Raw genomic sequence first — 23,536 nt, 5'->3', positions numbered from 1 at the left:
AAAATATAAAAATATGTTTGCTTTTTACAATGTTTATACTGCTATTGCTGGGTGGGATTGGCTATGTCTACCAGACGCCATTTCTCGTTCAGCAAGATTGTAAAAGCGTTGCTTTATATCGCTATCATTTTGGTGTTTATCAAATTGATCAAGACACAATGCTGGATGCCGATACTTATAAAAAGGTTTATGGATGGAAGCATTTTTTAGGCTTAGCCCCTATTTTATGTGCTGAACAAATTGAGTATGACCAATGTGTCGTGGAGGAAAAGCAAGCGGGGTTAAATGCTGAGCAGGAAAAACAGCAATGGAGCCTTGTGCGGGACAATTTATATATCAATCCTCAACGAGAATTGGCGTTAAAGTTTCCTTATGCAAATCGTTGTAGCGTGTTTCTATCTGAACATGTTCTGCCCAGCAAAAGCCTGTCGATCATGGGTGAGCGTTTTTATCGACATTTGGGTTTTGGTGGTGAAGATGGGCCTTCTTTGAATGACACTATAGATTTAGCGAGCTTTAAGCAGTTAAACCCTTCTAATTTGTATAAAGATAAACGGCATGTTTATCACTACTTTAGCATGCTGGATGGGGGCATGTTTTCGATTTTAGAGGGTGCAGATGCCAGTAGTTTTGAACTACTCGGAGATTGCTACGCAAAAGACAAGCAGCATATTTATGAAGAACGTTTTGGCGAACTTGAGGGTGCAGATTATGCAAGTTTTAAAACCAAATCTGATATGGGATGCGTTGCACAGGATAAAAATGGCTATTGGTTTTGGAATAATCGAAAAGCTTGGAAAGATATGAATAGTGAAGAAAAAGAGCGGGTCCAGGCGCTTCAATAAGATTGATCTCGATTAACGCTTGGTTTCTTCAGCTTTTCCTTGCATTAAAAAAGATGTTAATAGGCTTTGAGATTTTTTGAGTTTGACTAATTTTTCTGAAATATGTTCTAACTCTATTTTTAATGTTTCTTTGGCAACAGGGCATAAGGTAAATTTTTCCTCACCCAAATCGAAACATGGCAATAATAATTTAATGTCTTTTAAATGCATGCCGGCATCATTGAGAACTTTAATTTTTTGAATATCCTCGATGTTTGCTTGATTATAAGCTCGATAGTGATTCGCTGTTCGTTGCGGGCGAATTAATCCTAGCTCTTCGTAATAACGTAACATACGCGGGCTTACTTGAGTTATCTCAGCAACTTTAGCAAGATTCATAATAGACCTCTTATAAACTAAAACGGACCAGTTGGAAAAAAAATTATTGGTGGCTCTATTTAAGCTGTTGAATGAGCAAAACCTATTTAATCTTTATTTCAGAATTTTAACAGTATTTACCGTTTATCTGAGCTTTAGTGAATCTCGCTATAATTTGTTATAGCCTGTTTAATAGACAATATTAAATGTATTGAATCATTTTATTGAATATATACGATGATTTATTTTTTAGGTGAAATGTATGAACTTTATCAAAGTTTCGATACTTGTAACTGCTCTTTCTGTTTGGTTACCCACTGTACAGGCAGAAGAAGTTGCCTCATTGCCTACGATTAAAGTGATGGCGGATTCTGAACTGCGTCAAGAAGCTGTAGGTGTTGTTCCTTATCAAGAAGATAAAGATGTACGTAAGGCGTTACAGCATCAGATCATTAAAAAAGATAATGAGATCCAAAATTATGTGATTGGCGATAATTTTACTACGCTTGATATACAGCCCAAAGCCTCTGAACCGAATATAAATCAAATTTCTTCACCATTACTTAGAGAGTATGTTTTAGCTGTGGCTGCTGGTTTGCAGTCTTCTGACCCGACATCAGGTTTGTTTACCATGATGGAACCACTTTCGATGGGTATGAATCGCGAGAAAGCTTTAGAAGCAGTTCGTAATGGAACTTTTAAGTTGAATATCGATGCTGACCGTTTAGATTTGATGTTAGGTGATAAATGGCGAAGTGCTCTGCCTAAGTGATTCGTTATTTAAAATTTTCATTATTTCATTAAGCCAATCTATTGATTGGCTTTTTGTTAATTATGAATCTAAATTTGAGTGAAAAGAATAATCGCCTAAATAGTGATTTAATTAGAATATTTGTTAGTATATCAATAACTTTATAATAATTGATGAATAGCTATGAGCACTAATTTAATTGCCCATTTAAAAAAGAAATGTGAAGAAGATGACAATGTAAAAATTTTACTGTCGCAGTGGGAATTTGATCAAAAGCTTGTAGGTAAAGCTTTAGAAAATATTGGTGGTTTTTATCCACATTTTAGCAATCATAATGCTTCACATTCACAGCAAATTTTAGTCAATATTGAACGAATTCTAGGTAACGATATTGAATTATTAAGTGCTACAGATACATGGTTAATTCTTGAAGCAGCATATTGGCATGATGTTGGAATGTTAGTCGATGCAAAAAATGCTAAAGAAGTACATTCCAATCCAGATTTTAATTTCATGATCCAAACGATAGCGAATGAAAAGGGACATGATCTTCAAAAATTCTGTCAAGCTTATGTTGAACAAAATTGGTTATCAGCAATTGGCACTGTTGATCATCCTTTTGATGGAATTGAACAATATCGTCAATTAGTCGCGGAGTGGTTTAGAAGAGGTCATGATAAACGAGTTGGTAAAATTGTTGAGGATCCTTTTAAGGATTTGGGAATAACTTCACCTAGAACTGAACTATTACCAAATCGAATTTATCGTTATTTAGGACAAATTTGTGTTTCTCATGGAATGAATTTTGATACTTTGATGGAAACAATTCCTTATAAACAAACTGGTTTAGGTACGGAAGATTGTCACCCACGTTTTATAGGATGTTTACTTCGTTTAGGTGATTTATTTGATTTAGATGATAATCGTTTTTGCCCTGTGATGGCAAAGCACGTTAGTAATATGCCTTCAGTGAGTAAGCATCATTATGATAAGCATCTATCTTTACGTGAATTTCAGCTTGATAAACGAACTGTAAAACTTGTCGCAGAATGTCCTGATGAAATGTCTTATGTTGAAACTCAAAACTGGTTTGGATGGATACGTGAAGAATTTCAAAATCAAATGTCACAATGGAATTTAATTGTACCAAGTCTGAAATTTGGCTCATTACCTACTATTGAACAATTAGATGTAAAAATGGAGATAAAATACGAAAATGGGGTTAAGAAAGAAAAATTACTTCTAAATAATAAGCCAATGAAATTTAAGTTGGATGAAAAAAATGCTATGGAGCTATTACAAGGAGCAAACTTGTATAGTGATGAGTACAGTATTTATCGTGAACTTATTCAAAACTCTATTGATGCAACAATGTTAAGAATATGGCTTGAAGAAGATCAAGAAATTCTTAAAGAATTACATCCTTACCATGAAGACTTTCTAAAAATTCTCCAAAAATATCCGCTTCGATTAGAAATTAATAAGGTTAAAAATATTGAAGGAACATTGGATAGTATTTGGGAGTTTCAGATTATAGATCAAGGTATTGGAATGAGTATGATTGATCTTGGCTATATGCAGACTATGGCAGGATCGAGCAAAAATATTCATAAAAAGAAAATTATTAATGAAATGCCTCAGTGGATGCGACCTTCGGGTGAGTTTGGCATAGGTTTACATAGCGCATTTCTGCTTACAAAAGATTTATCTGATGAAATGCAAAGTATTAGATTTAATACGTATAGCTATTTTTCACATGAGAGTTTAGATATTGAAATGTTTTCACCCTTAGGTGGAAAGCAAGGTTATTGTTTTATAACAAAAAATATCAGTGATACTAGAAAAGTTGGCACAACGACAAATTTTTATATCAGAAGTAATTTTGATCTAGATAAAGTAGAGAATAATAAAGATTTTAATTTGATAGATATAGATGTTTTTGAAAAAAAATGGGGTGATTATCAAAAAGGAAAAATATATGAGCGAATTTTAAAAAATGCACCAATTTATACTTTTGGATTTATAAAGGAAGTAATACCAGATGTGATTTGGGATAAGGAAAAAAATGTAGCATTTTATATAAAAGCTAAAACTAGTAATAATGAGGGTAGATATGAGTTTTTATTTAAAGGTCAAAAAGTAGAAATAAATGATTATAGAGGCTATAGTCTTCATAGTTATAGTTATTTTGACTATCTGGTTGATATATATGGTAGTAATGCTAAAGAGATTTTAAATATAAGTAGAGATTTTTGGAATGTGGATTTCGAATATAGACATGCAGATTATTTAAAAGAATTATTTGATAAGCATATTTCAAAAATTAAAACATTTGAAACTGATCTTTTGAAATTAACTTATTGTGTTGACTATAATGTTGATTTTGAATTGTCTAAGGAGTGGGAGAGTCAAATAATAAATGGGAATAAAGTACAAGATATTTTAAGTCAAGATGGATTTTATATAATTAAAATAAATTCTAATCCGGAAGATTATGAGAATAAAAGAGATAATCTAATAAAATTGTTTGATGATTATATTATTTTAGAAGGGAGGCAATATTTTGATGAGTTGATGTTATATTCTCTAGATAATTTTTGTGATATACAAAGATATAATATTTATACCTTAAGATTGTCAGAAAATGCATATCGCTATCCTGAGCCTCTTGGTTTAACATTTTATAGTAAATCTATTGAACCTGATAATAAGTATAACGATTTGGTTTGGGAAAAGAAAGATTTACATCATAATCATGAAGAGGATAATGTATTCCAAAGTCTATGGGTGAGTCTGAGAAGGCAAAATACTTATGAAGTGGAATCTAATGCTATATTTACAGAGTATTTGAATAATAGTAATGATAAGATAGGTTTACTAAAAAAATTCGAAAAACTTCTCTTTAAGCATCAAGAGTATTTGGGTGAGTTAGGTATTTTATCACCTTACCAAAATATTAATAATAATATTGAACTTTTGGACTTGGATAAATTAAGCGCCTATGTCGCGAATAGAAAAAATGATTTAGTTAGTGTAAAAGAATATAAGGACTTGTATCAGAGATTAATTGTAGAGATTGATAAATATAAAGAATCCCCGCATTAAGCGGGGATTTTATATCTTGGTATTTAATTAAGAATTAAACACGTTCGATAATTGTCGCGATACCTTGACCAAGACCGATACACATGGTTGCAAGACCGATTTGCGTATCTTGTTGTTCCATCACGTTCAACAATGTAGTGGTGATACGTGCGCCAGAACAACCCAATGGGTGACCCAATGCAATCGCACCGCCGTTTAAGTTGATCTTGTCTTGCTTGTCATAGATGTTCAAGCCTTTCATTACAGAAAGACCTTGAGCAGCAAATGCTTCGTTTAACTCGATGGTTTGGATGTCTTCCATCGTTAAGCCAGCACGTTTAAGCGCTTTCTGTGTTGCAGGAACAGGACCATAACCCATGATCGCAGCATCACAGCCTGCAATCGCCATAGAGCGAATCACAGCACGTGGCTTAAGACCTAAAGCTTGAGCACGTTCAGCCGACATCAACAACATTGCTGATGCACCATCAGACAATGCAGAAGAAGTCGCAGCAGTCACAGTACCACCTTTAGGGTCAAATACTGGACGTAACGCTTTGAATGCTTCAAGGTTTGCATCTGGACGAATTACTTCGTCGATGTCGCAAAGGATTTTGAAGCCATTGGCATCATGACCTTCAACACCCACGATTTCGTTTTTGAAACGGCCTTCCTGAGTTGCAGCCCAAGCGCGACGATGAGATTCAACACCAAACGCATCTTGTTCGTCACGGCTAATGCCGTTCATACGACCTAACATTTCAGCAGTTAAGCCCATCATGTTAGATGCTTTCGCATAATGCTTAGATGCTTCTGGGTTAAGATCGATGCCATGCATCATACCAACGTGACCCATATGCTCTACACCACCGATGATGAATACATCACCTTGGTTGGTTGCAATTTGCGCCGCAGCAGTATGGATTGACTGCATAGAAGAACCACAGAGGCGGTTTACAGTTTGACCACCAACAGTCTTCGGCAAGTCAGCCAATAACACGATGTTACGGCCAATGTTCATACCTTGTTCTAGGGTTTGGTTCACACAACCCCAGATCAAATCTTCAACTTCATTTACATCAAACTGGTTACGAGCAACTAAAGCACGAACCAATTCAGCAGATAAGCTGTCAGCACGTACATTGCGGAACATACCGTTTTTGGTTTTACCCATTGCAGAACGTACGCCATCAACGATGACAACGTCACGTGGATTTAAAGTAGCCATTCACGTTGCTCCTTAACCGTAGAATTTTTTGTTGTTTGCAGCCATGTCACGCAACATTTGTGGCGCTTCATAAGCCTTACCTAAGTGTGCATATTTGTCGCAAAGCGCAACATATTCAGCAACACCTGTTTGGTCGATGTAACGCGCTGGACCACCACGGAATGGAGGGAAACCTACACCCATGATCATTGCCATATCTGCTTCAGAAGCAGTAGAAACAATGTTGTCCTCTAAGCAACGAACAGTCTCGTTACAGAACGCGAGCATCATACGGTCAATAATTTCTTGAGCATCAAACTCGTGCTTTTCAGTTGTTGCCATCGTTGCAACAAGCTCATACGCAGTTGGATCAATAGATTTCGCTTTCTTACCTTTACGATCAAGCTCGTATTTGTAGAAACCGATGTCATTTTTTTGACCAAGACGTTTGTTTTCGTACATGATTTCGATCGCGCCTTTATAGTCAGGCTTCATGCGGTCTGGGAAACCTTCAGCCATAACTTCAGCACCATGCACACCAGTGTCGATACCCACAACGTCGATCAAATAAGCAGGTCCCATAGGCCAGCCGAATTTTTCCATGACTTTGTCAACTTGTTGGAAGTCTGCGCCATCTTTAAGCAGAAGGTCAAACGCACCAAAGTAAGGGAACAATACACGGTTTACAAGGAAGCCAGGACAATCGTTTACAACGATTGGTGTTTTACCCATTTTTTGAGCAAGAACAACAGTTGTCGCAATTGCTTCTTCAGATGTTTTCTCACCACGGATCACTTCAACCAAAGGCATCATGTGAACTGGGTTAAAGAAGTGCATGCCTACGAAGTTTTCAGGACGAGTCAATGCATTTGCAAGACGCGTGATTGAAATCGTAGAAGTATTTGAAGCAATGATCGTATTTTCACGAACTTTTGCTTCTGTATCACGTAACACAGCTTCCTTGATTTTAGGATTCTCTGTGACTGCTTCAATCACGATGTCGACTTCTTTAAACTCGTCATAGCTTAAAGTAGGACGGATACGTGCAAGTGTTTCACCCATTTTTGCAGGTGTCATCTTTTTACGTTCAACTTGTTTAGTCAATAAGCCATTTGCTTCAGACATACCTAAAGCAAGCTGTGGGTTACCGATGTCTTTCATGATGATTGGTGTGCCTTTGCTTGCCGCTTGGTAAGCAATACCGCCACCCATAATACCCGCGCCTAAAACAGCTGCTTGGTTAACCGGGTGAGCACCTTTCTCATGTTTTTTAGATGCTTTTTTTACAACTTGGTCATTGATGAATAAACCGATCAATGCGCCAGCTTGTGGTGTAATAGCAGCTTTAGCAAACGCTTCGGCTTCAATTTTTAACGCTTCATCACGTTTTTGGCTTACACCAGCTTGAAGTGAATCAAGAAGAAGTTTTGGTGCTGGGTATTGAGCAGGGTTTGCTTTCGCAAGGACTACACCTTTAGATGAGTTAAACGCCATCATTTGTTCAAGCATGTCTAATTTAACAGGCTCTAATTTTTCTTGACGTTTTGCTTTCCAGTCTAAACGACCAGAGATTGCTTGTTTAACAAGATCAATCGCAGCTTCTTGGAGTTTGTCAGCCGCAACCACTGCATCTACAGCACCGTCTTTCAGTGCAGCATCTGGACGTTTGTTTGCTGAAGTCGCGATCCACTCAACCGCATTGTCAATACCAATCAAACGGCTTAGACGAACAGTACCACCGAAACCAGGAATGATCCCCAGTTTAACTTCTGGTAAGCCAACTGTTGCAGCATTTGACATTACGCGGTAGTCACATACCAAACACATTTCAAAACCGCCGCCCAATGCAATACCATTGATCGCAGCAACTTTAGGAATCTCTAGATCTTCAAAAGCGTTAAAAATCTCGTGAACAGGCATTGCCCATTCTACAATTGCACTTTCACCTTGCTTAAAATTTTCACCAAACTCAGTGATGTCTGCACCAACGATAAATGTTGATTTACCAGAGGTTACGATTAGACCTTTCACTTCACTGTTATTTTTTACAGCTTCAATAGCAGCTTTAAAGTCTTCAATCGTTGCACGGTTGAATTTGTTAACCGACTCACCTTGTAAGTCAAAGCGGAATTCTGCAATTCCGTCCGAAAGCAATTGGACGGTAATGGCATTGCCAGCGTGGATCATGCCCTGATCTCCTTTTTTGGAGGACTTCTTAAGTTGATGTTTTGAAGTGTGTATGCAATTCCCGCACACATTTCAACTTCACTAATCTTACGATAACTATATCTAAAAATAACCTAACAAGTTGTATCAAGCCGTGACGCAAGGGTCATCAATTTTTTTGTTGCAGAAACTTATCCATTTATGTGTTGAATAGGTAGTTATTTCAAATGATGTAATGAAGCATATGTTTAAATTAATTTTTTTAATCATAAGATAAGACTTTTATATCGAAAAAGAACATTGTAATAGACTGGTTTTACCAATGAATTTTTAGTCATTTTGGTCAATTGAGTGTTTTATTAAACAATTTTAAGCTGTGTAAGGTAGTTTATAAAGTTTAGGCTTTAATGCGATTGGCTTTTTGATTTATAGATTTGTTATAATTTGTAGAAACATTCTCCCTTTTTGAGATTTAAAATTCTATCAGCACATGTTGCTTGATTAACCTGATTAATGAAAAGAGTGCTGTATGATTAAATGGATCATATTGGCGATTTTTGTGATTTCTGCTTTGTATATCCAAAATCGCGGTAAAGTGCGACATTCGTTTTATCGTCAATTTTTTGACCATTCAACGATACTCGCACCAATTAACTTTCTCATGTATATGTTTTCAAAAGTGCCGAATCAACCGTATATCGACACGCAACATTTTAAAGATTTAAAAGTGTTAGATGAAAACTGGGAAATGATTCGTGAAGAGGCGCAAGCGTTATATGCCAAAGGTGGAATTAAGGCTTCAAGTACATATGATGATTTAGGCTTTAATTCATTTTTTAAAACAGGTTGGAAGCGTTTTTACCTAAAATGGTATGATTCAGCGCATCCATCAGCAACAGAACTCTGTCCAAAAACAACTGAATTGCTGAAAAATTTGCCAACTATCAAGGCGGCAATGTTTACGGAGCTTGCACCTGATAGTCGATTAGTACGCCATCGTGATCCTTATGCCGGTTCATTACGTTATCATTTGGGGCTCATTACGCCAAATGATGATCGTTGCTTTATTGATGTAGATGGTCAGCGTTATTCATGGCGTGATGGTGAAAGTGTGGTTTTTGATGAAACTTATATTCATTATGCAGAAAATACTACAGACCAAAATCGTATTATCTTTTTTGCTGATGTAGAGCGCCCATTAAAAACAAGATTTATGCAGCGCTTTAATCACTGGTTCGGTAAAAAAGTGATGACTGCTGCCAGCTCTCCAAATGAAGCAGGGGATCAAACAGGAGGGTTAAACAAAGTTTTTGGTTATGTGTATCAAATTCGTATTAAAGCCAAAGCCTTGAAAAAATCCAATCGTCAGTTGTATTACTTTTTAAAGTGGTTCTTGATGTTAGGGATTTTCTTCCTGATTTTTATTCGACCATATATGTCACAGATCATTGCATTTTTTGAAAAAATGATTTGATTTGAAGCGCCCGTCAGGGCGTTTTTTAATAACAAATTTTGACTTGAGTTTAACGCTCGATTTTTTTAATTTACTTTCATAATTTATAAAAGTGCTGGAAAACACAAAATGTTTAAAAATTTAGCCTCAGAAATGATGGGTATGAGTGATATTGGAACAATTATTGAACCGCATGATTTCAATAAAACAGATATTGATGATTATATTTTTCATGAAGATAACGAGAAAATTTTCTTTGTAATCAAAAGTAAAACAGATGAATATTGCTTTACTAATGTCGCCTTTATGCATCTCGATGGTAAAAGTGCAATCAGTAAAAAGCGCATGTTGTACCGCTATTTGTACAAACATAATCCTGTGAAAAATGTTCTTTTAGAAACAGCAGGTACCGTGGATTTAGATGCTGAAATTAAGTTCCAGTTAGGTGATCAGCACTTCTCTATTGATATTGATAAAAAGCAAATAGAGAAAATTCGTGATCTATATAAAGCATTATTCACCATTGGTGAGACCTGCAAAGAAATCAATCGTAAACGTAATGTACTATTACAAAGTACTGACAATGTTCAGAAAATGTTTAACTTGCGAGAGCTCAGTGAGCAGGCAATTTTAAATTTACCTGAAATCATTAACCAGACTGCACAACAAGTTGAAGACTATGCGAATCAGCGTATTCGACAAATCGAAAATTATGATTTTTCTGAAATTTTTGATCGTTATTTGAAAAATTGATTTTTTATAAATTTAGTCAAGAATTAAAACGCTCGTAAGGGCGTTTTCTATTATGTAAATCAATGATTTTATAGTCATTTTTTAGTCAGAATTCAGGTAAAATAGTATTTTGTATGGGGGAACTTTGAAGCACATTATGCAAAAATTTCATACTAAAATTGATTGGTGGATTTTAGGCTTTATAATCGCGATGACAGGCCTACTCATTCAGTTACTCTTTACCATGTATGCTAAGGGCACAATGGTTGAATATCCTGAGCATTCGGTCGTTTATATTTTAACCATTGCGGTGATTTGGTGGCCAGTTTTAAATACACGTTATATCATTCAAGATGAAATACTGACGATTCATAGTCTATTCTTAAAATGGCGTATTCCATTGGCAAATATTCAGAAAATAAGTAAAACTAATAATTCGATTTCATCACCTGCATTATCTTTAGATCGTTTGAAAATTGAATATATCAAGGATGGGAAAATTAAACAGGTCCTTGTTTCTCCAAGAGATCAGCAGGCTTTCAGTAAGGTTGTAAATAATCCTTTTTTTGATTCTTGCACATAAATATACCAAACAAAACATTTCCGATATGAAGGTTTAATAGCGGAAAAATACAATATGAATGGCAGAAAGCTTTTGGTTAATAGTACTTCTACAGAAGGAGCTGCATAATATTATCTGACTAGAGAGGGAGTTCTTATATTTATGCTCCTTGGTCATTGGATGAAATATTTTTTAGTGGATGAGTAACATTTGATACTGAAGAACTCAAATATTTATAGAGTGGTTATATTTCTCGAAATTTTGGTTTTATTTCATTTCTATAAGAAAGTTGATGTTTTATGTGAATCGATCACAAAAGATATTCATAATCTAATCTGTCAGATCAACAGTAATACGATTGTTTAGATTTTAGTTGCAATATTAAGGATAAGTTGGTTATCTATCAGTCATTTGAAAAATAAAAATCAAGATCTTATTCAATAGAAAGAAAAAGTAATTCACTCAAGTAGACTTGAAAAATGCATGATCTAACTACATCATCCATTTATAGTCCAAATTTAAAAGCCTACTGTGAACGAAAACGCACGTGAAAATATCGAAAAGATTCTAGCCAATATGACGACGCTACCTGGTGTGTATAAAATGCTGGGAAAAGATGGTGAATTATTATATGTCGGAAAAGCCAAAAATCTAAAAAATCGCGTACTGAGTTATTTTGTAAAAACCATTGAACACCCGAAAACACAGGCTTTGGTTGCACGTATTTATAATATTGAAACTCTCGTAGTCCGTTCTGAAACTGAAGCCTTATTACTCGAACAGAATCTGATAAAACTGCATCGCCCACCGTATAACATTATGTTGCGCGATGATAAATCTTATGTCTATATTTTTGTCTCCGCAGATAAACCTTATCCGCGGATTGCTTCAGGACGAGGCAAAGGCAAACATCAAGTAGGTAAGTTTTTTGGACCCTATCCAAGTGCTTATAATGCAAGAGACACACTTTTAGTACTACAAAAACTATTTAATGTCCGGCAATGTGAAAACAGCTATTTCTCACAGCGTAAACGTCCATGTTTACAATATCAGATTAAACGTTGTACTGCGCCTTGTGTGGGTTTGATTTCACCTGAAGCCTATAATGAGGATGTACAAAATTCGATTCGTTTTTTAAATGGTGATACCAAAGAGCTGAACCAAGAATTGATCCAAAAAATGGAACAGGCAGCAGAAAATCTAGAATTTGAAAAAGCAGTTTTTTTTCGGGATCGTATGGCCTTACTCCGTGATGTACAAGCACAACAAGCCATTTATAAAGTCAAAGGTGAAGCTGATATTCTTGCGATTGCCTATCAAGCGGGTGTGACATGTGTACAGATTATGCATGTACGTAATGGGAAAATGCTGGGCGGGAAAAGTTATTTTCCAGATATGTTGGATGATGATTTGAGTCAAATGCTGTCTGATTTTATCGCCAATTTCTATTTCCAAGTTGCAGACGAGGTTCCAGCCGAACTCATTGTTAATGTAAATGTTACAGATCGAAAAGAATTGGAAGAAGCTTTACATCAGCAATTTGAAAAGAAAATTCAGATTAAACATAATGTTCGAGAAACTCGTGCTGAATGGCTGGAATTGGCTGAGATGAATGTTCAGCATGCGATTAAAGGAAAACTAGCCAATCATTTAGAATTAAATGAACGCTTTCATCAACTAGAACAAGTCTGTGGTCGTCCTATAGATCGTATTGAATGCTTTGATATTTCTCATACGATGGGCGAAGCGACCATTGCATCATGTGTAGTTTTTGATGCAGGCGGAGCACGTAAGCGAGATTATCGTCAATTTGCAATTGAAGATATTACAGGTGGTGATGATTATGCCGCGATGCGGCAAGCGTTAACACGCCGTTATAAAAAAGCCATGTTACCCGATTTGTTACTGATTGACGGGGGCAAAGGGCAACTTCATATGGCGATGGATGTTATGCAAGAGCTTGGCTTAGATGCATTTATGGTGGGTGTATCCAAAGGTGAAGGACGTAAACCCGGTTTAGAAACACTACATTTTACCGACGGCACTAAGATTCAGCTTCCCGAAGACCATAAAGCACTGCATTTGATTCAGCAAGTCCGTGATGAAGCGCATCGTTTTGCAATCACCAAGCATCGTGCTAAGCGAGATAAACGTCGTGGAGGATCGGTACTTGAGGCTATTCCGGGCTTAGGTCCAAAACGTCGTCGTGATTTACTGACTCATTTTGGTGGGATTCAGGGGGTACTTAAAGCTTCTGAACATGATTTAAAAAATGTTCCAGGTTTGGGTGATGTTATGGCACGAATGATTTATAAAGTGTTGCATGAATAACGTCGTTATTGTTCTCGATGATGAGTAGCATTTGCCAAAACAACCATTGACGCATGAGTCACTGATCATTTTCATCTCGCGTCAAATATGAAACAGTACAGCAAAGATCGAAAAATTGGACGGATCATGTCATTAGAATCACTATTTCAGCAGATTGAACAAGAAGAGTGGATTGATATTCCTCAAGGGTGGTTGCAGGGGCGCACGATCTTTGGCGGTCTTGTAGCGGGTATGTTGGTTTATAAAGCAATTGCAACCATTCACGATCCAGTTAAAAAGTTGTTGAGTTGTAGTGTCACTTTTGCTGGGCCTGTTGAAGAAACACCAGTGAAATTAACTGCTGAAATCTTGAGACAGGGTAAATCAGTCACTACAATTGAAGTCAGACTGTGGCAGAATGAGGCTGTGCAAAGTATTTTAATTGCAAGTTTTGGTAGCCAACGCGATTCTAAAATTCAAGTATCTTTAGAGCCTCAAGCCCCTGATTTTCCGCCACTTGACCAGATTAATATTGTCCCTAAATATTTACCCTTTCCTGAGTGTGTAAAGAACTTCCAGCTGGCATGGACTGAAGGGAATTATCCAATGTCAGGCAGTAAGCAGCCTGATTTTTCAGGTTGGTGTCGTTTTGACCCTGAGCTACATGCCAATCGAGCAATGAATGTTTCAGATATCATGACCTTAATGGATGTTTGGCCACCTGGTGTATTGCCGATGTTTAAATTGCCAGCACCTGCAAGTACACTAACTTGGCATGTGACGTTTATCCATCCTTTACAAAATCAGTTGAATGATTGGTTTAAGTATAAAGTGTTTACAGACTTTGCTGAGCATGGATATGCAACTGAACATGCCTATCTTTGGGATGAACAAAATCGACTCATTGCGATTGCAAGACAGACGGTTACGGTATTTACCTAGTCGACAGTTTAATGTGAATCGTTTAAAGTACTAAGGAAATAGAGCTTTACTCTAAATTATTATTTACCTTCATTCGGGTAAGTAGGGGACTCACTGGCGGTGTCTATGACTACAGGTCGTATCCTGAATATTCCAAATATCTTGACGCTTGCTCGAATCGCGTTAATTCCTGTTTTTTTAATTATTGCCTATTGGCCACCTGCAATTGGAGTGGCTGGACATACAGGTGGTATGACGCGTCATATTATCTTGACTGCAATTTTTGTTGTTGCTGCAGTCACAGATTGGTTTGATGGTTATCTAGCAAGAACTTTAAATCAGACCTCAGCTTTTGGGCGGTTTTTAGATCCAGTTGCAGATAAATTAATGGTGGCAGCAGCACTGATTGTGTTAGTGCAGTGGCAACCATCAATCACTATGGCATTTGCTGCAATTGTGATTATTTCACGTGAAATTACAGTTTCAGCACTACGTGAATGGATGGCTGAATTAGGTGCGCGTACCAATGTAGCAGTCTCCACGGTAGGTAAATATAAAACAGCCTTTCAGATGATTGCGATCACGGTGTTTTTATTAAATTGGCAACCGCTTGAAATATTGGCTTATGCTTTGTTATATACCGCTGTCATTTTGACACTCTGGTCGATGTTTATTTATTTAAAAGCAGCGTGGCCATATTTAAAACAGCCTTAATCTGCGCAATATAATGCAGTATATAGATCAAAGCCTTTCTCTCGTGAAAGGCTTTTTTTGCGCTTGAAAGTTAGTACAATAGAAAGATTGATGAAAACCAATACAAATCGTTAAACATCACCTTGTGCTATATTGAAAATTAATCAAATTACAAGAAACACTGTAACTGGAATATTGAGAAACACGTCATTGCAGGTGCAGGTAAAATTAAGGAATATACATGGCAGCATTGCTTTATTTATCGAATCAAAATTTGTATTTATTGGATGGAAATAAAAGTATTACGGTTCAATGCCAATCCATTGACTTATATAAAAAGAATTTAGTTGAGATTCAACAACGTAAAGATTGGAAAACCAAAGGTACGGGTGCACAGTTCATGCGAACATCTTCACAAGATGATGAGGTGGATTTAACCCATATTTTCCCAACAGATGTAGCTCTGACCGCTGATCATAAAATGATTTATACTGCTTGTTTGCAAGAAGGCACTTCGATCAACATCAAATCATTGACAGATTTACAAGAAACCGAAGGCTTAGTGTTAAGAAAGAATGATTTTGTGGTGCAGGACATGGCTTATGATGAGTCCAAAAAGCGTTTAGCACTATCTGTTAACACACAGGGCTATGAACGACATATTTGTATTCTACCTTTAGACGCCAATCGAACACAGTATTTGACCGAAGGAGATTGTCAGGATTCAAATCCATGTTTTGATCCACGAGATACCATGCAGTTATATTATGATTCGTGTGGTTTAGCCTATGGTGAATACCGTATTGCCTATAGTCCCAAAGAAATTTTTCATTTGGATATGGCAACAGGCGAGTTGCAAACAATCGCTTCAGATCCAAAGTTTGATTTCTTTAAACCAAAAATGGATGGGCTGGGTAATTTGTATTTTATTAAACGCCCCTATTCCCGTGATGGTTCTCCTCAATCTCCCTTAACGACATTTAAAGATATTATTGTTGCACCTTTTAAAATTATTCGTGCGATTGTAGGGTGGTTAGATTTCTTTACTCAACGCTATACAGGTGAATCATTAAAAACAACGTCTGGAAATAATCCAGCCAAATCGCAACAAAAGTCAGAAGAAGAACTATTTGTTGAAGGTAATTTGATTAAGGCTCAGCAAAATTTAGAACGTAATCAGAAGGCGGGCGAAAAATATCCTGGGATGATTCCAAATTCGTGGGAGTTGATCAAAATGACAGCTTCTGGTGAAATGATTGTATTAAAAAAAGGTGTGATGAGTTTTGCTTTAAAAGACAATTCTATTTTTTATTCCAATGGAAAATATTTGGTTGAAATTGATCAAAACAACAATGAGAACTTGAGGGTTGAAGCAAAGCTAATTTCAAAAATTATCTGTTGAGGTCTTGTTTTTCTACACTACATTTAGATAAATCAAAGCCGAAATGAGACTTTGGTTTATCTTAGAAATTGCTTTGAGAAAGAGACAAAGTATCAGGCTTAATTAGTTTTTGATAATGGTCAAAGAGGTATGTTCAAAGCGTGATTTTAGTTTGTGTGTATCTGTCAGTGAGAACATCCCTTTTTCAGACTCCCGAGAAAGAAATACTGAAAGTGATTGAAAATCTACACGGCTAATCAGTAAGTCTTGTATAGAAACAGTCCATTTTTCACCTGAATGTAGTCGCGCAATTTGGTTCGAAATATGGTTAAGCAGATCCATTTTATTCATCCTGATCCAAGTGATTGGAAAATTTTATCTTGAAAATAAAAATTCACTGAATTGATCACTTAAAATATTTTTAACCTGTACACATAAGCATTAAAGCCATCCGAGATGACTATCATGTGACATTAATATTGCATTTTCGTGACAAGTAAACTTGGATATCCGATTATAATAAATAAACTTTATTTTTTGTCTGCCGAGAAATTCGAATTTGCCAAAATATATTCAATCTCTTCTTTTGCCGCAGTTTGCAGTTTGCTACGTAAAGCATTTAAGCTCTCTTCGATTAGCGTTTCTGCTTCTAACTCAAGACGTAGACGAACACTTTCCAACTCTGAAGTCATTTGTGCATCTGTGATGCGGAATTGCCCATTGGCATAATCTATTGCTGGATAATCAGGATTTTTAGTGTATTTTTCACTATATTCTGAAATTTCAATATCAATTTGTTGACGTAAATTTTGTAAGGTCAATTTTTGATGTTCAAACTGCTGAATTTCATCTTGTTGTAGTTCTAAATTATATGCGTGCTGTAATGCTCTTTTTTCAGCTAAAGATTTTTCAAGTGCCAATTGTCTACGGATACGTGCTTCTTCAATCAGCTGGGCTTTTAGCTCAGCATAGGCTTGTTCAACTTGGAGTTGCGCCACTTGCATTTGGCGTTGGTCATTACTTAGCCAGTCCTGTACATTTGTTGTAGGGCTGAGAAGGTCACAGATGCGGTTAAGGTCATCTACAAAAGTTTGGCGTACGGCTACAGGCGTATCTAACCAGCGCTTTTTAAAATCTTGACCGACATTTAATGTCACCACGCATCTCCTTGATATAAAATGAGAATGAAGAATTAAAGTTTAAATGTTTGAGGCGAAACACCCATTCGTCGATAGGCTTTATATTTCTCTCGACCAATTTGTTTTGCTGATTCAGCATTTTCAATAATTTCTATAATGTGACTAAATTGTGTCACTTGTTCAAGTGCTTGATTGTTAAAATTAAACACAATCCAGTCTAAAGACTCAGGTAATCTTGAAGAAATACAGATCGGTGCATCAATTTGATCAATTCCATGCGCAATAAAACTGGTCGGATCAAAACTCCATAAACGTTCATCCAGTTGTTGCTGCATTTCTACATCAGGGCAATGCAACCAAACTTTGGCTGCATTTCGTAAAATTTTACGACATAAACGACAGGCACTTTCTACCTGTCGCTCAGGGCTTTTTTCAAATAAATAAAAGCTAATTTTAGCCATTCTTTTGTACACGGTTGGCTATTAACTGCATCAACAATGGTACTGGACGGCCGGTTGCACCTTTATTTGCACCAGAATTCCATGCTGTACCAGCGATGTCTAAGTGCGCCCAACGATAGTCACGGGTAAAGCGTTGTAAGAAACAGGCTGCTGTAACTGCGCCAGCTTTTGGACCACCAATATTGGCAATATCGGCAAATGGCGAATCAAGTTGTTCTTGATAATCGTCATATACGGGCATACGCCATACACGGTCAAATGCAGTGTGTCCTGCTGCTGTAATTTCTTCTGCAAGTTCATCATCTGGTGTAAATAAACCAGAAACGACTGAACCTAAAGCCACCACACAAGCACCAGTCAGTGTTGCAATATCAATCACTAATGCAGGGTTAAAGCGCTTAATATAGGTTAAGGTATCACAAAGGACTAAACGCCCTTCGGCATCAGTATTCAGGATTTCAACCGTTTGCCCACTCATGGTGGTTACAATATCACCAGGGCGAGTTGCATGACCAGAAGGCATGTTTTCAGCAGCGGCAATTGCACCGACAACATGAATCGGGAGTTTCGCTTCACAAAGTGCACGAATCGTACCCAGTACAGATGCTGAACCACACATATCAAATTTCATTTCATCCATGCCTAAGCCTGGTTTTAATGAAATACCACCTGTATCAAAAGTCACACCTTTACCCACGAGCACGATCGGTGCTTGATCAGGATTGGCTTTATATTCAAGCGTAATCACACGTCCTGGACGATCAGAACCTTTGCTTACCGCAAGAAAAGCATGCATGCCTAGATCAGCAAGCTGTTGTTCTTCAAGTACAGTCACTTGTAAAAGCTCAGGGAATTCAGCTGCTAAAGCATGTGCTTGTTCTGCTAAATATTCAGGGAAGCAAATATTAGGGGGGCAGTTGCCTAAGTCACGAGCAAAGTTTTGTCCTTTTTGAACAGCTTGAATAAGTGTGATCTGTTCTGCAGTCAGGCTTGATTGCGTTGCAATAAATTCAATATTTTCTAAAGTAAATTCATTCTTCTTCGATTTGAATTCATCATAAGCATACGCAGCTTGCGTCAAATTTAATGCAAATAGATAATGTAACTCAGACGGCAAAGCCGAAATATCAATGCTGATTTTTTGGAATTTTTTTTGTGAAGCTTTGATAATGGTTTGTGCGATTTTTGCTAATTTCGCGGCTTTAATTTCGGAGGCTTTATCTATGCCGACTAAAGTACATTGCGTAACTTGAGTTAGCTTTCCGATAAGTGGTAGAGTTTCATTTAAACTTGCTTTGAATTGAGTGTCTTCAATTATGCTGTTCAAGTCATTGATTTTATATATTTCTTGAGCTTGTTTAGCGTTTTCAGAATCCACCAGAATAAATAACGACTGGCTAGATGTAGACGCTGAAAATGACGTATTGATCGTAAGTTTCATGTGTTGTCTTTGTGCCTTTTGTACATTTCAAATCATTAAACCATTGAACCACTTCAAATGGTAGAATTTCAATCTAGTTTTATAATTTTAACTTCGGGTAAACTAGCGCTACATCACGATATTACCCTTATTTGGAAGATTAATTTGATTATTCGACGTTACCTTGTCAAACAAGTCGTTTCGACCTCTCTTGTGGTTGTCACATTATTGACAGTCATTATGATGGGTGGGCAATTGATTAAACGATTTGGTCAAGCTGCTATGGGGCGTGTAGATCCGAGTATTCTGTTGAGTATTATCGGTTTTCGTTTACCTGAGTTTTTGACTTTAATTCTTCCTTTGGGTTTCTTTATTGGATTGATGCTGGTTTTTGGCCGATTATATGTCGATCATGAAATGGCTGTACTGAACGGTAGTGGTATTAGCCGTATTCAAGTCGCTCGATTATTGATTCCACTGACTGTTATTTATTTGTGTGTACAAACTGTTTTAATGATCTGGATGTCTCCGTGGGGAATCCGTCAATATGAGCAACTGATTTCTACCCAAGCAGTCCGAACGGGCTTTGATTTGGTTCGGCCACGTGAGTTTATTTCCTCAGGGGCTTATACAATTTATGCCGGCTCTTTATCCGAAGATCGCAAAAATCTTAAAGATATTTTCTTTTATCAACGTGCTGAAAAAGAAGGTAAACCTGATGTTATGATTTTGGCGAAGGAAGCAACACGGATTGAAATTGCCAATGAAACAGCAAGTGTTGTCGATTTAGTTCAAGGCCGCCGTTATGAAATTTACCCTGGAACACCAAAATATAGTCAAACTGAATTCCAAACTTATCGTTTGCGTTTAGAAAATAATAAAGAAGCTAAGTTTGAAAGTGATGAAGTAGAAGGGCTAACTTTTGGTAAATTGCTTGAAAATAAAAATGACCCTGTTGTGGCAAGTGAATTGGGATGGCGCTTATTTGTTCCATTTTCTATCATTGTCGCCTTAATGTTAGCAACAGCACTATGTGAAGTAAGCCCAAGACAAGGTCGTTATCTCAAACTTTTCCCAGCATTATTAATTTTTGCCAGTTTAATTGTGGCGCTCATGGCAATACGAACCCGTATTAGTAAAGATGAGGTGGGTGTTTGGGCATATCCTGCAGTGTTATTATTCTATGCTGCCGCTGCCGCTCTATTTTCAAGAAAGCAGAAATTAGCACCTAAAATTAAAAAGCAAATACAGCGAGTAAAATCATAATGTTAGCACGTAGAATTGTCGCAAAACATGTGACTAAAACCACATTGCTTGCCATGTTGGGTGCTACGGCAGTACTGGCTAGCTTACAGATTTTATTCACCTATTTGGGTGAGTTAGGTGATCTAAAACAAGGCTATACGGCTTGGAATGCATTGCAATATGTTTTATGGGGTGCACCTCGTTATTTGTATGAGATTCTTCCTATTGCAGCATTGATCGGTGCTGTACTGGGTTTAGGTTCAATGGCTTCGAACAGTGAATTAATTGTGATGCGAGCAGCAGGCATTAGCTTATGGCGTATTGTCGGTTGGGTCATGCGTTCTGCTATGCTTTTGGTGATCCTTTCGTTTTTATTAACTCAATTCGTTATTCCCTATACCAATGAACAGGCGAAAAGTATTAAAAGCCATCGTAGTGTAGCAACGCTAGGAGAGGTGAAAGGCTATTGGACACGTGAAGGACAACGCTTTATTTATATTGATTATGCCAATTCAAAAGGGACATTAAAACAAGTTCAAGTTGTCGATTTTGACGATAATTATCGAATGAAATCTTTGTTAAATTCAGAAGAAGGGCAGTTCTTAAAAGAAGGACAATGGAATTTAAAACAAAGTGCTCAAGTCAATTTATTGGCCAATGGTCAAGCTCAAGTTGTAAATAAAAATCAAGAGGATTTAGCACTCGCATTGCAACCTAAATATGTGCATATGGTGACCATTAATCCAGAAGACTTAGCACCTACGCAGTTATTGAGTTTTATGCAATATATGCATGAATACAGTCAAGTACCAAAGACTTATCTTTTGGCTTTTTGGAAAAATGTCGGTTCACCATTTGCTTTGCTTGCATTGGTTTTGATTGCATGTTCATTTATTTTTGGGCCATTACGTCAACAATCGATGGGCTTTCGCTTAGTGATCGCATTATTTGTTGGTCTAGGTTTTTATTACATACAAGACTTCTTGGGTTATGCAAGTTTGGTCTATGCACCTTCTCCTGCTTGGTTTGTATTCTTACCAATTATATTGATGTTTGGCATCGGAAGTTATTTGTTGTATAGAGCAAGATAACTTAATGGATCTGTTTTTTTGAACAATGATCTTTCAGATAGATAAGAAGTTTAGACCATGGCAACTTGTTTTTGCCATAATCTGAGGATAGAGTCTGCCGTAAAAAAACGGTAAGATGTAACGATTAATTTGTAAACAGTAAAGAGTGTAAATCATGACGGATGCAACTGCTGGCAAAATCCCTCACGTTCTAGTGATTATGGATGGTGTGGGTCATCGTGAAGCGGTCGAAGATAATGCGTTTTTAGCAGCAAAAACGCCGAATCTAACCATGATGCAAGACAAGCATCCGCATAGTTTAATTTCTGGTTCAGGTGAAGATGTCGGTTTGCCAGATGGACAAATGGGTAATTCTGAAGTTGGTCATATGAACTTGGGTGCAGGTCGTGTGCTGTATCAAGATTTTACTCGTATTACCAAAGATATTCGGACCGGCGATTTTTTCGAGCATGAAATTCTGATTGATGCTGTAGAAAAAGCCAAATCGGCAAATGGTGCATTGCACATTATGGGATTATTGTCAGAGGGCGGTGTCCATTCTCACCAAGATCATATTATTGCAATGTGTGAGCTTGCTTTGAAGCGTGGGGCAAAAGTCTATTTACATGCGTTCTTAGATGGTCGTGATACACCACCACGGAGTGCAAAACCTTCTTTAGAAAAACTCGATGCGGTATTTGCACAGTATCCAAATCAGGGGCGTATTGCCACCATGATTGGACGTTACTTTGCAATGGATCGTGATAATCGTTGGGATCGTGTGGAACAAGCTTACCGCCTGATGACTGAAGGAGAAGCTTTACGTGTTGTTGATTCAGCCGTTGAGGGCTTAGAGCAAGCCTATGCAGCCAATGAAAATGATGAATTTGTTAAAGCAACCCGTATTGGTGAAATGGCCAAAATCCAAGATGGCGACAGTGTGGTGTTTATGAATTTTCGTGCGGATCGGGCACGTGAAATTACTAAAGCATTTGTAGAAAAAGACTTTGCAGGTTTTGAACGCAAAGTTGTACCCCATCTATCTAAATTTGTGATGTTAACGCGTTATCAAGCGACGATAGATGCACCAGTGGCATATATGCCAGAAGGTTTAAAAAATTCAATTGGCGAATACTTATCTTCTTTAGGCAAAACTCAGTTACGTATTGCAGAAACAGAAAAATATGCACATGTGACCTTCTTCTTTAGTGGCGGTCGTGAAGATGAGTATCCAGGTGAAAAACGGATTCTAATCCCATCACCAAAAGTTGCAACTTATGATCTACAACCTGAAATGAGCGCACCAGAAGTCACCGACAAGTTGGTTGATGCAATCAATTCAGGTGAGTTTGATCTCTTGGTGGTGAACTATGCCAATGGCGATATGGTAGGTCACACTGGCGTGTTTGATGCAGCAGTGAAGGCTGTTGAAGCTGTTGATATCAGTCTTGGTCGTTTATATGAAGCAGTGATGGCAAAGCATGGTCATATGTTGATTACTGCTGATCATGGTAATGTAGAGCAAATGCAGGACTATGTAAGTGGTCAAGTACATACGCAGCATACCACTGAACTTGTACCTTTCATTTATGTTGGACCAACCTCAGCCACGATTGCTGAAGGTGGGGTTTTAGCAGATGTTGCACCGACTATTTTAAGTTTAATGCATCTCCCTGTACCGACAGAAATGCAAGGCCGTAATCTGATTACATTGAAAGCATAAAATTATCATTATTAAA

Annotated in this window: 20 protein-coding genes; 13 read left to right on the top strand and 7 right to left on the bottom strand. The window is 37.2% G+C overall.

What is annotated here, in order from left to right:
- The first annotated feature begins 29 nt into the window (after positions 1-29).
- Entirely contained in the window at positions 30-845 is an 816-nt protein-coding gene (locus tag ACG9ZL_RS03205; RefSeq protein WP_419359045.1) for a DKNYY domain-containing protein, read from the top strand.
- Positions 846-857: 12 nt separating this feature from the next.
- Here the strand turns inward: ACG9ZL_RS03205 and ACG9ZL_RS03200 are convergent, their stop codons facing one another.
- Complete coding sequence (locus ACG9ZL_RS03200) at positions 858-1,223, bottom strand: MerR family transcriptional regulator (RefSeq protein ID WP_419359044.1); 366 nt, start codon at positions 1,221-1,223, stop codon at positions 858-860.
- A 241-nt stretch (positions 1,224-1,464) separates the two neighbouring features.
- On the opposite strand from ACG9ZL_RS03200, the gene ACG9ZL_RS03195 reads away from it, so the two are divergent.
- The gene (locus tag ACG9ZL_RS03195; protein WP_419359042.1) at positions 1,465-1,974 is read left to right on the top strand and encodes a hypothetical protein; all 510 of its coding nucleotides are present in this window, start codon (positions 1,465-1,467) and stop codon (positions 1,972-1,974) included.
- A gap of 162 nt (positions 1,975-2,136) precedes the next feature.
- Positions 2,137-5,058 carry an HD domain-containing protein gene (locus ACG9ZL_RS03190; RefSeq protein ID WP_419359040.1) on the top strand — a complete coding sequence of 974 codons (2,922 nt, stop codon included), beginning with the start codon at positions 2,137-2,139 and terminating at the stop codon, positions 5,056-5,058.
- A 34-nt stretch (positions 5,059-5,092) separates the two neighbouring features.
- Here ACG9ZL_RS03190 and fadA read toward each other — a convergent pair whose 3' ends face one another.
- The gene (gene fadA / locus ACG9ZL_RS03185; protein WP_004718442.1) at positions 5,093-6,265 is read right to left on the bottom strand and encodes an acetyl-CoA C-acyltransferase FadA; all 1,173 of its coding nucleotides are present in this window, start codon (positions 6,263-6,265) and stop codon (positions 5,093-5,095) included.
- A gap of 12 nt (positions 6,266-6,277) precedes the next feature.
- The gene (gene fadB / locus ACG9ZL_RS03180; protein ID WP_004818537.1) at positions 6,278-8,431 is read right to left on the bottom strand and encodes a fatty acid oxidation complex subunit alpha FadB; all 2,154 of its coding nucleotides are present in this window, start codon (positions 8,429-8,431) and stop codon (positions 6,278-6,280) included.
- A gap of 508 nt (positions 8,432-8,939) precedes the next feature.
- Here fadB and lpxO point away from each other — a divergent pair.
- The 7 genes from lpxO (at position 8,940) to ACG9ZL_RS03145 (ending at position 16,483) form a co-directional block, all read left to right on the top strand.
- Positions 8,940-9,884, top strand: coding sequence for a lipid A hydroxylase LpxO (gene lpxO, locus ACG9ZL_RS03175; RefSeq protein ID WP_336952350.1), 945 nt, complete (start codon positions 8,940-8,942; stop codon positions 9,882-9,884).
- 108 nt (positions 9,885-9,992) lie between these two features.
- Positions 9,993-10,616 (top strand): PH domain-containing protein, encoded by a 624-nt coding sequence (locus ACG9ZL_RS03170; RefSeq protein WP_336952349.1) that lies wholly within the window; start codon positions 9,993-9,995, stop codon positions 10,614-10,616.
- A 136-nt stretch (positions 10,617-10,752) separates the two neighbouring features.
- Positions 10,753-11,178: a PH domain-containing protein gene (locus tag ACG9ZL_RS03165; RefSeq protein ID WP_336952348.1), complete on the top strand. Its 426-nt coding sequence runs from the start codon at positions 10,753-10,755 to the stop codon at positions 11,176-11,178.
- A 510-nt stretch (positions 11,179-11,688) separates the two neighbouring features.
- Positions 11,689-13,488 carry an excinuclease ABC subunit UvrC gene (gene uvrC / locus ACG9ZL_RS03160; RefSeq protein ID WP_336952347.1) on the top strand — a complete coding sequence of 600 codons (1,800 nt, stop codon included), beginning with the start codon at positions 11,689-11,691 and terminating at the stop codon, positions 13,486-13,488.
- 126 nt (positions 13,489-13,614) lie between these two features.
- A complete protein-coding gene (locus ACG9ZL_RS03155) occupies positions 13,615-14,409 on the top strand; it encodes a thioesterase family protein (protein ID WP_336952346.1) in 795 nt (264 codons plus the stop codon).
- Between the two features lie 105 nt (positions 14,410-14,514).
- Positions 14,515-15,102: a CDP-diacylglycerol--glycerol-3-phosphate 3-phosphatidyltransferase gene (gene pgsA / locus ACG9ZL_RS03150; protein ID WP_004718416.1), complete on the top strand. Its 588-nt coding sequence runs from the start codon at positions 14,515-14,517 to the stop codon at positions 15,100-15,102.
- Between the two features lie 220 nt (positions 15,103-15,322).
- Positions 15,323-16,483 carry a hypothetical protein gene (locus tag ACG9ZL_RS03145; RefSeq protein ID WP_419359038.1) on the top strand — a complete coding sequence of 387 codons (1,161 nt, stop codon included), beginning with the start codon at positions 15,323-15,325 and terminating at the stop codon, positions 16,481-16,483.
- A 102-nt stretch (positions 16,484-16,585) separates the two neighbouring features.
- Here the strand turns inward: ACG9ZL_RS03145 and ACG9ZL_RS03140 are convergent, their stop codons facing one another.
- The 4 genes from ACG9ZL_RS03140 to ACG9ZL_RS03125 all read right to left on the bottom strand — a co-directional run bounded on the left by ACG9ZL_RS03140 (position 16,586) and on the right by ACG9ZL_RS03125 (position 19,503).
- Positions 16,586-16,804 carry a hypothetical protein gene (locus tag ACG9ZL_RS03140; RefSeq protein ID WP_336952344.1) on the bottom strand — a complete coding sequence of 73 codons (219 nt, stop codon included), beginning with the start codon at positions 16,802-16,804 and terminating at the stop codon, positions 16,586-16,588.
- A gap of 188 nt (positions 16,805-16,992) precedes the next feature.
- Positions 16,993-17,619: a cell division protein BlhA gene (blhA, locus tag ACG9ZL_RS03135; protein ID WP_419359061.1), complete on the bottom strand. Its 627-nt coding sequence runs from the start codon at positions 17,617-17,619 to the stop codon at positions 16,993-16,995.
- 35 nt (positions 17,620-17,654) lie between these two features.
- A complete protein-coding gene (locus tag ACG9ZL_RS03130; protein WP_004718406.1) occupies positions 17,655-18,062 on the bottom strand; it encodes a DNA polymerase III subunit chi in 408 nt (135 codons plus the stop codon).
- On the bottom strand, positions 18,055-19,503 hold the full coding sequence (locus ACG9ZL_RS03125; protein ID WP_419359036.1) for a leucyl aminopeptidase: 1,449 nt from the start codon (positions 19,501-19,503) through the stop codon (positions 18,055-18,057). Before ACG9ZL_RS03125 ends, ACG9ZL_RS03130 begins: the two co-directional genes overlap by 8 nt.
- A 144-nt stretch (positions 19,504-19,647) precedes the next feature.
- On the opposite strand from ACG9ZL_RS03125, the gene lptF reads away from it, so the two are divergent.
- From lptF to gpmI, 3 genes are all read left to right on the top strand, one after another.
- Entirely contained in the window at positions 19,648-20,748 is a 1,101-nt protein-coding gene (lptF, locus tag ACG9ZL_RS03120) for an LPS export ABC transporter permease LptF (RefSeq protein WP_336952342.1), read from the top strand.
- Positions 20,748-21,818, top strand: coding sequence for an LPS export ABC transporter permease LptG (lptG, locus tag ACG9ZL_RS03115; protein ID WP_336952341.1), 1,071 nt, complete (start codon positions 20,748-20,750; stop codon positions 21,816-21,818). The genes lptF and lptG overlap by 1 nt, the downstream gene beginning before the upstream one ends.
- 154 nt (positions 21,819-21,972) lie before the next feature.
- The gene (gene gpmI / locus ACG9ZL_RS03110; RefSeq protein WP_336952339.1) at positions 21,973-23,520 is read left to right on the top strand and encodes a 2,3-bisphosphoglycerate-independent phosphoglycerate mutase; all 1,548 of its coding nucleotides are present in this window, start codon (positions 21,973-21,975) and stop codon (positions 23,518-23,520) included.
- The last annotated feature ends 16 nt before the right edge of the window (positions 23,521-23,536 follow it).

Source organism: Acinetobacter legionensis (genome assembly GCF_048551735.1).
Lineage (GTDB): Bacteria > Pseudomonadota > Gammaproteobacteria > Pseudomonadales > Moraxellaceae > Acinetobacter.
The sequence above is the reverse complement of the archived record's forward strand: the minus strand, read 5'-3'. Positions and strand labels throughout refer to the sequence as shown.

Bases quoted from the DNA above. Each gene is read 5' to 3' on its own strand.
- ACG9ZL_RS03205 (WP_419359045.1), top strand. From the start codon at position 30: ATGTTTATACTGCTATTGCTGGGTGGGATTGGCTATGTCTACCAGACG.
- ACG9ZL_RS03200 (WP_419359044.1), bottom strand. From the start codon at position 1,223: ATGAATCTTGCTAAAGTTGCTGAGATAACTCAAGTAAGCCCGCGTATG.
- ACG9ZL_RS03195 (WP_419359042.1), top strand. From the start codon at position 1,465: ATGAACTTTATCAAAGTTTCGATACTTGTAACTGCTCTTTCTGTTTGG.
- ACG9ZL_RS03190 (WP_419359040.1), top strand. From the start codon at position 2,137: ATGAGCACTAATTTAATTGCCCATTTAAAAAAGAAATGTGAAGAAGAT.
- fadA (WP_004718442.1), bottom strand. From the start codon at position 6,265: ATGGCTACTTTAAATCCACGTGACGTTGTCATCGTTGATGGCGTACGT.
- fadB (WP_004818537.1), bottom strand. From the start codon at position 8,431: ATGATCCACGCTGGCAATGCCATTACCGTCCAATTGCTTTCGGACGGA.
- lpxO (WP_336952350.1), top strand. From the start codon at position 8,940: ATGATTAAATGGATCATATTGGCGATTTTTGTGATTTCTGCTTTGTAT.
- ACG9ZL_RS03170 (WP_336952349.1), top strand. From the start codon at position 9,993: ATGTTTAAAAATTTAGCCTCAGAAATGATGGGTATGAGTGATATTGGA.
- ACG9ZL_RS03165 (WP_336952348.1), top strand. From the start codon at position 10,753: ATGCAAAAATTTCATACTAAAATTGATTGGTGGATTTTAGGCTTTATA.
- ACG9ZL_RS03155 (WP_336952346.1), top strand. From the start codon at position 13,615: ATGTCATTAGAATCACTATTTCAGCAGATTGAACAAGAAGAGTGGATT.
- pgsA (WP_004718416.1), top strand. From the start codon at position 14,515: ATGACTACAGGTCGTATCCTGAATATTCCAAATATCTTGACGCTTGCT.
- ACG9ZL_RS03145 (WP_419359038.1), top strand. From the start codon at position 15,323: ATGGCAGCATTGCTTTATTTATCGAATCAAAATTTGTATTTATTGGAT.
- ACG9ZL_RS03140 (WP_336952344.1), bottom strand. From the start codon at position 16,804: ATGGATCTGCTTAACCATATTTCGAACCAAATTGCGCGACTACATTCA.
- ACG9ZL_RS03130 (WP_004718406.1), bottom strand. From the start codon at position 18,062: ATGGCTAAAATTAGCTTTTATTTATTTGAAAAAAGCCCTGAGCGACAG.
- ACG9ZL_RS03125 (WP_419359036.1), bottom strand. From the start codon at position 19,503: ATGAAACTTACGATCAATACGTCATTTTCAGCGTCTACATCTAGCCAG.
- lptG (WP_336952341.1), top strand. From the start codon at position 20,748: ATGTTAGCACGTAGAATTGTCGCAAAACATGTGACTAAAACCACATTG.
- gpmI (WP_336952339.1), top strand. From the start codon at position 21,973: ATGACGGATGCAACTGCTGGCAAAATCCCTCACGTTCTAGTGATTATG.